The sequence below is a fragment of the Pseudomonas botevensis genome (assembly GCF_019145475.1).
Classification (GTDB): Bacteria; Pseudomonadota; Gammaproteobacteria; order Pseudomonadales; family Pseudomonadaceae; genus Aquipseudomonas; species Aquipseudomonas botevensis.
Genome location: NZ_JAHTKI010000019.1, coordinates 83,680 through 95,194, shown reverse-complemented (window position 1 = coordinate 95,194; position 11,515 = coordinate 83,680). Strand labels below are relative to the sequence as shown.

The following is an 11,515-nucleotide window of genomic DNA, read 5'->3' as shown; positions in this document are numbered from 1 at the left end:
AGCTAACGCTCATTGTGTTGAGTGGTGGGAAGCGGGGGCGGACTTCGCAGGCTGCTTTTGCTTTTGTGGGCGTGGGCTTGCCCGCGGAGGCGGCCTTCGGGCCGACCTGGTTTTGGCGGGTGTACATATTCCTTGCTGCCGCTGTGGTCAGTTCCCTCTCCCTCCGGGCGGTCCGACGTTTCGGGAGGGCTAGGGTGAGGGGCTTTTGCTCTTTGCTCTTTTGCTCTGTGGAAGCAAGTTATTGGGATCTGGATCAGTAACCTTTGGCGCGGTCGATCTGGCCAGTCATGGGCTCGCGGCGTTCGAATCGTCGGATATTCTCCAGCAACACTTCAAACGCGCTTTCAGGCTGGGTCATCGCCGCGATATGCGGGGTCAGCAGAATCTGCGGGTGACTCCAGAATGGATGGTCCGCCGGGGCCGGTTCTTCTTGCAAAACGTCCAGTACGGCGCCGCTGAGCTGTCCGTTGCCCAATGCCTGCAGCAGGTCACTTTCCACCAGATGCCCACCACGGCCCATGTTGATCAGTGCCGCGCCGCGGGGCAGTTGGCGGAACAGTTCGCGATCAAGAATGCCCTGAGTCTGTTCAGTCAGGGGCAGCACGCACAGCAGGATGTCGCACTGGCTGAGAAACGCCGGCAGTTGCTCGCGCCCGGCAAAGCATTCCACTCCGTCGATGTGATGCGCGCTGCGCGCCCAGCCTTTCAGTGCAAAGCCCATGGGTTGCAGGGTGGCGAGAATTTGTTGCGCCTGAGTGCCGAGGCCCATCACACCGACCCGGCGTTTATGCGACGGCTGGAGCAGGTGCGCCTGCCAGCAGCGGGCTATCTGCTGCTGGCGATAACGCAGCATGTCCCGGTGCAGGCTCAGCACGGCAAAACTGGCGTACTCGCACATGCCACGGGTGATGCCCGGATCGAGCAGGCGTACCACTGGAAGACGTTGCGGGATGCGGCCGAGGTCCAGTTGATCGACCCCGGCGGACAAGGCGAACAGCACCTTCAGATTCGGCAGCAATGCTTCAAGATCATCCGGCGCCTGCCATGCGGCGAGGTACTCGATGTCCTCGGGGTTGCCAATATCCGGCCAGGCGCGCCATTCGATATCCGGGGCGTTTTCGGCGAACAGGGTTTTCCACTGTTCGCCGCGCACGGGGTCAGCTTTGTAAAGCAGGGCCATGGTCAATTCCTGGAGGGTTGAAAGTGCTCTCATCATCGCGCAACGCTGGAGCAGGATCTGTTGAAAGCGTCGGATTAAACGGGTCGCACCACGTCGGATAAGCAGGATGGCGGCAGATTCGACGGGGTGAAGGAATCTGCCGTTTGGCGGGGTGAAAACAGTCGATCCGAATTTCTCAGGGGGCAAGTTCGGCGTAGTTCGTTTCGTGCAGGCCTTAATCTGGACACCATCTGCACATACCTCATGCAGTCATTCCGGGCTGCCGCACTCACGATGGGAAATGCCATGAACAGCAAAGTCGACCAAACCCCTCATTTGCTCCGTCAGCGCGATCAATTCGTGCCGCGGGGCCTGGTGACCGCTCATCCGTTGGTGATCGATCGCGCCCAAGGTGCCGAATTGTGGGACGTGGACGGCCAGCGTTACCTGGATTTCGTCGGCGGTATCGGTGTGTTGAACATCGGCCATAACCACCCGAAAGTGGTGGCGGCGGTTCAGGCGCAGTTGCAAAAGGTTTCCCATGCCTGCTTCCAGGTGGTGGCCTACAAGCCTTATCTGGATCTGGCCCAGCGCCTGTGCGAAATGATTGGCGGCAAGGAGTCGTACAAAGCCGCGTTCTTCACTTCCGGCGCCGAAGCGGTGGAGAACGCGGTGAAAATCGCCCGGGCGCACACCAATCGTTCGGCGGTGATCTCCTTCCGTGGCGGTTTCCACGGACGGACCTTGCTCGGCACCACACTGACCGGCATGAGCCAGCCTTACAAACAGAACTTCGGGCCGTTTGCGCCGGAGGTGTTTCACACGCCGTATCCGAATGCCTATCGCGGCGTCACCAGCGAGATCGCGCTCAAGGCACTGGACGAACTGCTCGCCACTCAGGTCGCGCCGGAGCGGGTCGCGGCGATCATCATCGAGCCGGTGCAGGGCGACGGTGGTTTCCTCGCGGCCCCGGCTGAGTTCCTTCAGGCGCTTCGCGCGCTGACGCACAAGCATGGCATCGTACTGATCCTCGATGAAATCCAGACCGGTTTCGGTCGCACCGGCAAGTGGTTCGGTTTCCAGCATGCGGGCATCCAGCCTGACCTGGTGACCGTGGCCAAGAGCCTGGCCGGTGGCCTGCCGTTGTCCGGTGTGGTCGGCCGGGCCGAGATCATGGATGCGCCATTGCCCGGCGGGCTAGGCGGGACTTACGGCGGCAACGCGTTGTCGTGCGCGGCGGCACTGGCAGTCATCGATGCGTACGAAGAGGAACAGTTGCTGGCGCGCGGTGATGCATTGGGCGAGCGCCTGCGCCAGGGGCTGTTGCGCTTGCAGAGTCGCCACCCGCAGATTGGCGACGTGCGTGGCACCGGGTTCATGCTGGCGATCGAGTTGATCAAGAACGACGAGGCGCGCACCCCGGACGCCGACCTGAACCAACGCCTGATCGACGAGGCGCGCAAGGGTGGCCTGCTGGTGATCAAGTGCGGCGTGTACCGCAACGTGCTGCGCTTCCTCGCACCGCTGGTGGCTACCGAGGCACAGGTTGATGAGGCACTGCAGATTCTGCAAGCGGCTCTGGCACGGGTATTGAACTGACGTCCTGAGCGTTCACGGGCGCTGCTGCAAGGCATCGTCCGTGAACCTTTATGGCGCATGGGTTGATGGAATGCATCATCGGAGGCTGTGTACATCATGGGGCTGACTGATTATCGAGCGCTGCTCATCGATTGCGATGAAGTCCTGGTCGATCGCGACTCGGGGGTCTGGGCGGCGTTGCAACCGCTGCTCGACAGCCGGGGCGGGCGCCCGGACAAGGAACAGGTGCTGGCCGAATATCGTGAGGTGGTGTGGGCGCTGTATCCGCGCTTCGCTGAGCTAGGCTTCAGTGGATTACTGTGTTTCGCCCACCGCCAATTGGCTGAGCGCTGGGCGTTGAAAGTCAATTGGGAGGAGGGCATGAGTTTCGCCCGCTCGGCGGCTGGCTGGTCGTTGTTCGAGGACGCTCCCGGAGCGATGTTGTACTTGCGCAAGTTCTATCGCCTGCTGGTGACGGGCGATCGGGATGTCGAGGATCGAGGGGGGCTGTGTGAGCGCCTGGGGATTGTCGCGGACGATTTCATCTCGTTGGCCTGCGACCCGCTGCAGGATGCCGACTGGTTGAAGGCAAACGCGCTGGAACCCGCCGAGATCCTTCTGGTGACCCGGCCATCAGCTCGTCGGCAGGCGATTACCGATGTGTGCCTGATCGGCCGCGAACGGGTCAAACAAGCGACGCCATGCGCTGCGCACTACTGCATCAACAGCATGGCCGATCTGGTGGCTCAGCATCAGTTGTCATTGCGGCGCTGATTTTGCTAGAAGATTGTCTTACAAAACGGCAGTCACGAGGTACGCAATGGAAGGTTTAGTCAAACTGGACCGCATCGACATCAGCATCCTGGTTGAGCTGCAAAAGGACGGGCGCATGACCAATGTCAGCCTGGCCGATGCCGTAGGGTTATCGGCCAGCCCCTGTCTGCAACGGGTCAAACGGCTGGAGTCGGCCGGCTACATTTCCAGCTACAAGGCGCATTTGAACCTGGCCAAGATTACCGAGTCGGTGACGGTCTTCACCGAAATCACCCTCAGCGACCATAAACGCGAAGATTTCGCCAAATTCGAGTCCAACATCCGCCTTGTCGATGAAGTCCTCGAATGCCATTTGATCAGCGGTGGTTACGACTACCTGGTGCGCTTCATGACCCGCAGTATCCAGCATTACCAGGAAGTGATTGAAAGCCTGCTGGACAAGAACATCGGCATCTCCAAGTACTTCAGCTACATCGTCATCAAATCCCCCGTGCTCAAGGATGGCGTGCCGCTGCGCAAGTTGCTGCGGCACTGACCCCTCTGGCGCCGAGTTATCAACTCGGCGCTGTTTCTGCTACACGCCAAACCCGACAATAGCCTTGGTTTCCAGGTATTCCTCGAAACCATGAACCCCATATTCACGGCCATTGCCCGAGCGTTTATAGCCACCGAAGGGCGCCATGGGATTCCAGGCGGGGTAGTTCAACAGCACTTGCCCCGAGCGAATGCGAGAAGCAACGGCTCGTGCAAGTTGCAGATCTTGCGACTGCACATGAGCGCCCAGTCCGTAGAGCGTATCGTTGGCGATGGTGACTGCTTCATCAATGGAGTCGTAGGCGATGATGCACAGCACCGGGCCGAAGATCTCTTCCTGGGCGATCCGCATGCCTGGGTCGACCTCGGAGAAAACCGTCGGACGAGTGAAGAAGCCAACTTCATGGCCCGCCACGCGCCCCGGTCCGCCGCATACCAGTTTTGCACCTTCGCTCAAACCTGCGTCGATCATCACTTGCACGCGCTTGAATTGCGCTTCGTTGGCAATCGGGCCGAGCACTGTTTCTTCCGATTGCGGATCACCGACGATGATCGCGTTGGCGGTGGCAGCCGCCAGCGCTTCGACCTGCGCCAAGCGGTCGCGGGGAACGATCATGCGCGTCGGCGCGCTGCACGACTGGCCGACGTTGCGAAAGGCCGACATCACGCCCGCAGGCACGGCTTTGGCGAAGTCGGCGTCGGGCAGCAGCAGGTTTGGCGATTTGCCGCCCAGCTCCTGGGTGACCCGCTTGACCGTCGGGGCGGCCGCCTGTGCGACCAACGCACCTGCGCGGTTGGAACCGGTGATTGAAATCATGTCGATATCGGGATGCGCAGCCATCGCGCCACCGACCTCGGGGCCGCTGCCATTGACTAGATTGAATACGCCGGGCGGCAAGCCTGCGTCATGGACAATTTGCGCAAAAAGCAGGGCACTCAAAGGGGCTAATTCGCTGGGCTTCAAGACCACCGTGCAACCGGCGGCAATCGCCGGGGCGACTTTCGCGGTGATTTGATAAAGCGGCCAGTTCCACGGGGTAATCAGGCCGCAGACGCCTATCGCTTCACGTTCAATGGCGGTGCTGCCCTCAAGCGTCTGGAAGCGGTAGGTTGACAGAATGTCCCGTGCGACCCGAACGTGTTCAGCCGCCAAGGGGACTTGCATGGCCCGCGCGAAACTGATGGCGGCGCCCATTTCCAGAGAAATGGCCTGAGCCAGGATTTCCTTTCGCTCAAGGATCAGCTCATGGATCTTTCCGAGAATCTGCGCACGCGAAGCCGGGGAGGAGGCAGACCAGCCTGCAAATGCGGCACGAGCCGCCGCCACGGCGCGATCAACATCTTGCCCGGACCCGCAGGCAACCTCTGCGACCACGGCCTCGGTGGCCGGATTGATCACTGTTACGCTGGCAGGCATTGCCGGCAAAGACCAACGTCCGTCGATGTAAAACTGTCGGGCTGTTTGCGGATCGACGCAGTCGCTGTTCGAAGATTGTGTGGTCATCCAACTCGCTCCCTGGAGCAGAAATAAGGCGCTGTTAACGGAGATTGCGAGCCGAAGCATCGCCGTGGCGCCTCGTGCAAACCCGGCGCAATTTCCTCTCGTTAAGCTAACAAAACACCCCAGGCTGAATGTGCCGTTATTCCAGTTGGCAAGGGATAATCTGCTGTATCCGGCGAGCTAGCGGTGCATCGATGCAGCCGAGCCTTTCGCATGCCTGGCAAAGGCAATCTTGATCGCCACCAGCATCGGTGCCGCCAGCGCGAACAGCAATGTCACCGCCATGAACGCGCTGTCGAAGGCAATCACGGTCGATTGCCCGGACACCGTGCGCCCCAGCAGATCGATTGCGGCCCGGCCAGCCGTCGCAGTGTCCATGCCTTTGCCCATCAACAATGCGGTTGTGCTGGTCAGCCGTTCGATCAGCGCAGGAGTGCCGGGCGTGACGCCAGTGCCGAGGATCACGGCGTTGGCCGCGTGCCCATGCTCGATGAGGGTCTGTAGCCCGGCCACACCGATCAGCCCGCCCAATTGTCGGCCGGTGTTGAACAGGCCGATGCCGGCCGCCAGGTTGCGGCTGTTGAGTTGAGTGAAGGCGATCAGCGTGATCGACAGAAACAGGAAGCCCAGCCCCAGGCCACGCAACAGGATGGCGGCCATCATGTCCTGACTGCCGCTTTCGCTGGTCGAGCCGGACAGCATCCACATCGCAATCATGATCATCAGGATGCCAAAGGGCACTGTTGCAAACGGCGCCACTCTGCGTGCCTGCATGAGGTAGGCCGAAATGAGCAGGGCGCCGACAAAACATGCGCCGCTGGGCAACAACAGCAGGCCGGCGTCGGTGAGGGTGAAGCCGAGCACCGACAAGGCAAAGGCCGGAATCAGGTAGGCACTGCCGAACAAGGCGGCGCCAGCGATAAAACTGACGATGAAGGCAAAGGAAAAATCGCTCGAGCTGAACAGGCTGAAATCGAGCAGCCTCCGACCGTTCGTCAACAGTTGCTGGCCAAGAAACCCGAGCAGGGCTGCGCTGCCGATCAGCGTGAGGCAGACAATGCGCGGTTCCTCAAACCAGTCCCAGCGCTCGCCCTGGCTGAGTACGTAGGTCAGGCAGAGCAGGGCGGTAGCGCTCAGCGCAGCACCGAGCCAGTCAAAGGGCCGCTGACTGGCCTTGGCGGGTGTCGGGGTGTCGGTGAGTAGCATCAGGCCGCTGGCGGTCAGCGCCAGTGGCACGACGCTGAGAAATATCCAGCGCCAGGACTGGCTGTCGACCAGCCAGCCTTGCAGCGCGGGCGTCAGGGTCGCGGAGGCAACCACCGCGCCGATGGCGAACAGGGCCTGCAGCAGCGGTTGCAGCGTGCGTCGATAGGCCCGAAAAATCAGCATCTGGCCTGCCACCAGCAATGTCCCGCCGGCAAAACCCTGGACGATGCGCAACGCAACCAGCAGCTCGAGACGGGTACTGAAGACCGCCATCGTGCAAGCCAGGCCCATGACCAGGGTGGCGCCGACGATCACCTTGCGTGGGGCGAAGCGGGCCAGCAATCCTGACGCGGTGAGAAAGCCGATCATCTTGAAGGCGGTGTAGCCGATGTCCAGCCAGGCAAACTCATCGGGCGTGGCGTAGGTGTCGCCGATGATGTCGTTACGTCCCAGTACCAGCGCGGTGCCGGCAATCGCTTCAGTCAGGCTGGCCAGCAGGATGCCGATCAGCAGCAGGGCGCCGGGACGGGTTCTGCCAGGCCGCTTCATGATCCACCTCCGCGCTCCACCTCAACCCGCGCCGACAGGCCCGGCACGATGCGCCCGGGCAACGGATTGTGGGCCAGGCGGATTTTCACCGGCACCCGCTGCACCACCCGCACGAAGTTGCCCGTGGCGTTGTCGGTGGGCAGCAGGCTGAAGGCCGAGCCGCTGCCGGGGGCGAAGCTGTCGACTACACCCTCAAGGGCGTCGTTGGGGTAGCCGTCGACAGTGATGCGTACCCGTTGGCCGGCATTGATGTGTTCCAGCTGGGTTTCCTTGAAGTTGGCGACAACCCACACATCCTGGACCGGAACGATGTCGAGCAAGGCGACGCCCGGCGTGACGAAACGGCCGACGCGCACCTGGCGGTTACCGACCACACCGTCCACGGGCGCGCGCACCACGGTGCTGTCCAGGTCGATCCGCGCCAGATCGCTGGCGGCCTGGGCCTGCGCCACGGCCGCCAAGGCCGCGCCGCGCTGGGCCAGGAGCACGGCGATGCGCTGCTGTTGCGCCTCGACCGTTGCCGAGGCGGCTTCGACCGCTGCGGAGGCGCGGGTCTGGGCGGCGGCGGTTTCATCGACGAGCGCCTGGCTCACCGCATTGCTGACGATCAGCTTGCGGTTGCGTTCGTGGGTCTTGCTCGCGAGGTTCATCTGCGCCGAGGCTGAACGTCGTTCGGCCTCGGCCTGGCGAATCTGGGCATGTTGCAGTTGAGTCTGGGCATCGACATCGCTCAAGCGTGCCTGGGCCGACTTGAAGTTGGCCTCGGCCTGAGCGAGGCGTGCGCGATAGTCTTGATCGTCGATGCGAAACAACACATCACCGCGATGGACTTGCTGGTTATCGCGCACCTCTACAGTGGTGACATAACCGGCCACCTTGGCCGCCAGCGAAGTGACGTCGCCACGCACGTAGGCGTTGTCGGTGGAGATGGTGGCGCCGCCGAACAGCATGAAGTAACCGCCCGTCAGGACCGCGAGAGCACTGGCACAGAGCAGCAGTCCCACTGACTTGCGCTTGCTTTTGCGTGGCGCCGGGGGCGTGGTATCGGCATTTTGATCGCTGGTGACGGTGTACTGGGGCGCGTTCATGTTGAGGGTCCTGCACATGGCCAATACCTCCGGCAGCCGAGGGCCGCCGAAGGTTGACCGGGATGTGGATCGGTTACGGCTTCACGGGCTTGACCAGGTCGGTCTCGCTGCTGTCGAGCACGAACACGGCCATCAGGCGCGCCGGTTCGGTAGCGCTCGCGTTGGCGCTCACGGCATGGAAGTCACCCGGCTGTTCGACGAAGTTTTCCCCGGCCTTGTAGACCTTCTCCGGCGCGTCGCCGACCTTGCTGCGTATCGCGCCCTCAAGCACGGTGGCGTAGATGAAGGCGGATTTCGGATGGAAGTGAGCAGGCGATGCGCCACCAGGCGCATACTCCACGACGACACCTTTCATGGTCTTGCCCGGAACATTGGGCAGGACATGGTCGAACACCACGGTGACCTTGCCCGGTTGCGGCTCGGCGGCCGAGACGCTGGTGATCGACAGGGCCGCGATAGCGGCGGCGATCAGGATTCGGCTGAACATGGCAATACTCCTTCAGATAAGAATCGGGTTTCAGCGCCTCAGCGTTGGGTTGGCGTGGTCGAACGGGCCAGCCAGTCCTCGAAGCGCGTCGGGGCCAGGCGCGGGTTGCTGCCCAGCGGAGTGAGCGACTGGTCGTCGAGCACATCGCCGAAGTAGCGTGCGTGGACGTCCGGGATGACCTTGCGGGTGTCGTGAGTGGCGCGGAAATAGCGCCGGATCAACTCGTCCAGCGGCATGGCTTCAGGGCCGGCCACTTCCAGCGTGCCGTTGGCCGGCGCAGCCAGGACCACATCCGTCAGTGCTGCCGCAACGTCGTCGGAGGCCATGGGCTGGATCAGGGCCGGCGACAGACGCACTTCATCGCCTTCGGTGGCCGACTGGGCGATGCCGCCGACAAATTCGAAGAACTGAGTGGCCCGCAGCACGGTGTAGGGGATGCTGGATGCCTTGATCAGATTCTCTTGCGCGACTTTGGCGCGGAAGTAGCCATTGGCCGGAAGTCGCTCGCTGCCGACGACCGACAGCGCGACGTGATGGCGAACCCCGGCGGCGGCTTCGGCGGCCAGCAGGTTGCGGGTGGAGGTTTCGAAGAAATCGAGTACCGCCTGGTCTTCCCACGACGGCGCGTTGGAGACATCGACCACCACTTCGGCGCCATCCATCGCCTCGGCCAGGCCTTCGCGGGTGATGCTGTTCACCCCGGTGTTGGGCGATGCAGGGCGGGCGTCATGGCCGCGCTCGCGCAGATTCTTTACAAGTTTCGATCCGATGAGGCCGGTGCCTCCGATAACGACGATCTTCATGGCGTCTCTCCGCTTGCCGACAGCAACCATTGCTGTCGATGTGCCTTGAGCATGCCTCGGACGGCTGGGCAAATCCTTGCGTCGGTCTTGGATTTACCTTGGCGAAATCGTGGATTTGCGTCCAAACGATCCAATCTTGCGTTTGTTGTGTAGACCACTCTCCCGGACCGATGCGGTGGGCCAAGGTCTGCCGTATCATTGAGCGCACAATAAACCGCCCACTCGGACACGGAGTCGGGGGCGCCAGAACGGGAACCGGTCACCGTGCAATTCGTGTTTGAAGATTTTGTGCTCGACCAGCAGCGTCGGGAGCTGACCCGGCGCGGGCAAGTCGTGACCATCGGGCCGCAGGTTTTTGACCTGTTGTTGCAACTGGTCAGCAATCACGAGCGGGTGATCAGCAAGGACGAATTGCTGAGCGCCGTATGGAGTGGCCGGATCGTTTCCGAGTCGACCGTCACCAGCCACATCAACGCCGTGCGCAAGGCCATCGGCGACACCGGTGAGCAGCAGCGGCTGGTGCGAACCGTGGCGCGCAAGGGCTACCGCTTTGTCGGTGAAATCACTTTGAGTGAAAGCCCGGCGCAGGCTCTTTCGCCACCTGAGCCACTGCCGCCGCCGAACGTCGCGCTGGTTCTGCCCGACAAGCCGTCGATCACCGTCCTCCCTTTCCAGAACCTCAGCGGCGACCCGGAGCAGGACTACTTCGCCGACGGCATGGCCGAAGACATCATCACCGCGTTGTCGCGCCTGCGCTGGCTGTTCGTCATCGCCCGCAACTCCAGTTTCACCTACAAGGGCAGGGCGGTGGATGCCCGTGGCGTTGGCCAGGAACTGGGCGTGCGTTATGTACTGGAAGGCAGCGTGCGCAAATGCGGCAACAAGGTGCGGATCACCGGCCAGTTGCTCGATGCCAGCACCGGCACCCACCTGTGGGCCGAGCGCTTCGAAGGCCTGCTGGATGACATTTTCGAGTTGCAGGATCAGGTCACCGAAAGCGTTGTCGGTGCCATTGCTCCGCAGTTGGAACGGGCGGAAATCGAGCGGGCCAAACGCAAACCCACCGACAGCCTGGATGCCTACGATTACTACCTGCGCGGCACGGCCAAGCTGCACATCGCCACCCGTGATGCCATCGGCGAGTCGCTGGCGCTGTTCTATCGCGCGATCGAACTGGATCCGGAGTTCGCCTCAGCCTACGGCATGGCGGCCTGGTGTCATTTCTGGCGCAAACTCAACGGCTGGATGATCGACCCGCCCCGCGAAGTGGCCGAAGGCGCGCGGCTGGCGCGCCTGGGAGTGGAGCTTGGTCGTGATGACGCGGTGGCGCTGACCCGCTGCGGCCATGCCCTGGCCCATCTGACCGGGGATGTCGACTGTGGAATCGCCTTGCTCGATCGCGCCCGACTGCTCAACCCCAACCTGGCGCCCGCCTGGTATCTGGGCGGTATCCTGCGCGCCTTGCGCGGCGAAACCGATGCGGCCATCGATAACCTCAATCACGCCGTGCGCCTGAGTCCCGTGGACCCGGAAATGTTCCGTATGCAGGTGGGCGTGGCGCTGGCGCATTTCTTTGCCGGCCGCTTTGATCTCTCCACATCCTGGGCGGAAAAAGCCTTGGGCAATCTGCCCAGTCTGCTGCCGGCAGTGGCCTTGTTGGCTGCCGGTCATGCGCTGTGCGGGCGAGGGGACAAAGCAGCGGTGGCCTTGGCCCGTTTGCGGGCGCTGGATCCTGCCATTCGCGTATCCCGGTTGAAGGGGTGGCTGCCGATCCAGCGGCCCGAGGATTTTGCCCGGCTTGTCGACGGGTTGCGGCTGGCGGGGTTGCCTGAGTAA

Annotated in this window: 10 protein-coding genes; 4 read left to right on the top strand and 6 right to left on the bottom strand. The window is 62.4% G+C overall.

From position 1 onward, the window contains the following. Window positions 1-253: 253 nt before the first annotated feature. Window positions 254-1,180: a 2-hydroxyacid dehydrogenase gene (locus KVQ74_RS21925; RefSeq protein ID WP_217833456.1), complete on the bottom strand. Its 927-nt coding sequence runs from the start codon at window positions 1,178-1,180 to the stop codon at window positions 254-256. A 285-nt stretch (window positions 1,181-1,465) separates the two neighbouring features. On the opposite strand from KVQ74_RS21925, the gene gabT reads away from it, so the two are divergent. From gabT to KVQ74_RS21910, 3 genes are all read left to right on the top strand, one after another. Next, complete coding sequence (gene gabT / locus KVQ74_RS21920; RefSeq protein WP_217833455.1) at window positions 1,466-2,758, top strand: 4-aminobutyrate--2-oxoglutarate transaminase; 1,293 nt, start codon at window positions 1,466-1,468, stop codon at window positions 2,756-2,758. Window positions 2,759-2,854: 96 nt separating this feature from the next. After that, window positions 2,855-3,511: an HAD family hydrolase gene (locus KVQ74_RS21915; protein WP_217833453.1), complete on the top strand. Its 657-nt coding sequence runs from the start codon at window positions 2,855-2,857 to the stop codon at window positions 3,509-3,511. A gap of 46 nt (window positions 3,512-3,557) precedes the next feature. Further along, window positions 3,558-4,046: an Lrp/AsnC family transcriptional regulator gene (locus tag KVQ74_RS21910; protein ID WP_027616181.1), complete on the top strand. Its 489-nt coding sequence runs from the start codon at window positions 3,558-3,560 to the stop codon at window positions 4,044-4,046. A 39-nt stretch (window positions 4,047-4,085) separates the two neighbouring features. Here KVQ74_RS21910 and KVQ74_RS21905 read toward each other — a convergent pair whose 3' ends face one another. From KVQ74_RS21905 to KVQ74_RS21885, 5 genes are all read right to left on the bottom strand, one after another. Beyond that, entirely contained in the window at window positions 4,086-5,549 is a 1,464-nt protein-coding gene (locus KVQ74_RS21905; RefSeq protein WP_217833452.1) for an aldehyde dehydrogenase family protein, read from the bottom strand. 177 nt (window positions 5,550-5,726) lie between these two features. Then, window positions 5,727-7,301, bottom strand: a complete 1,575-nt coding sequence (locus KVQ74_RS21900; protein WP_217833451.1) for an MFS transporter — start codon at window positions 7,299-7,301, stop codon at window positions 5,727-5,729. Beyond that, window positions 7,298-8,389 (bottom strand): HlyD family secretion protein, encoded by a 1,092-nt coding sequence (locus KVQ74_RS21895; RefSeq protein WP_217833450.1) that lies wholly within the window; start codon window positions 8,387-8,389, stop codon window positions 7,298-7,300. The genes KVQ74_RS21900 and KVQ74_RS21895 overlap by 4 nt, the downstream gene beginning before the upstream one ends. Window positions 8,390-8,462: 73 nt before the next feature. Continuing rightward, window positions 8,463-8,876, bottom strand: a complete 414-nt coding sequence (locus KVQ74_RS21890; protein ID WP_217833448.1) for a cupin domain-containing protein — start codon at window positions 8,874-8,876, stop codon at window positions 8,463-8,465. Window positions 8,877-8,914: 38 nt separating this feature from the next. Next, window positions 8,915-9,679, bottom strand: a complete 765-nt coding sequence (locus KVQ74_RS21885; protein WP_217833447.1) for an SDR family oxidoreductase — start codon at window positions 9,677-9,679, stop codon at window positions 8,915-8,917. 264 nt (window positions 9,680-9,943) lie between these two features. Between KVQ74_RS21885 and KVQ74_RS21880 the strand changes: the two genes are divergently transcribed. Beyond that, a complete protein-coding gene (locus KVQ74_RS21880) occupies window positions 9,944-11,515 on the top strand; it encodes a winged helix-turn-helix domain-containing tetratricopeptide repeat protein (RefSeq protein ID WP_217833446.1) in 1,572 nt (523 codons plus the stop codon).

Excerpts from the sequence above, each read along its gene's own strand:
- KVQ74_RS21925 (WP_217833456.1), bottom strand. The coding sequence starts at position 1,180 with ATGGCCCTGCTTTACAAAGCTGACCCCGTGCGCGGCGAACAGTGGAAA.
- gabT (WP_217833455.1), top strand. The coding sequence starts at position 1,466 with ATGAACAGCAAAGTCGACCAAACCCCTCATTTGCTCCGTCAGCGCGAT.
- KVQ74_RS21915 (WP_217833453.1), top strand. The coding sequence starts at position 2,855 with ATGGGGCTGACTGATTATCGAGCGCTGCTCATCGATTGCGATGAAGTC.
- KVQ74_RS21910 (WP_027616181.1), top strand. The coding sequence starts at position 3,558 with ATGGAAGGTTTAGTCAAACTGGACCGCATCGACATCAGCATCCTGGTT.
- KVQ74_RS21905 (WP_217833452.1), bottom strand. The coding sequence starts at position 5,549 with ATGACCACACAATCTTCGAACAGCGACTGCGTCGATCCGCAAACAGCC.
- KVQ74_RS21900 (WP_217833451.1), bottom strand. The coding sequence starts at position 7,301 with ATGAAGCGGCCTGGCAGAACCCGTCCCGGCGCCCTGCTGCTGATCGGC.
- KVQ74_RS21895 (WP_217833450.1), bottom strand. The coding sequence starts at position 8,389 with ATGAACGCGCCCCAGTACACCGTCACCAGCGATCAAAATGCCGATACC.
- KVQ74_RS21890 (WP_217833448.1), bottom strand. The coding sequence starts at position 8,876 with ATGTTCAGCCGAATCCTGATCGCCGCCGCTATCGCGGCCCTGTCGATC.
- KVQ74_RS21885 (WP_217833447.1), bottom strand. The coding sequence starts at position 9,679 with ATGAAGATCGTCGTTATCGGAGGCACCGGCCTCATCGGATCGAAACTT.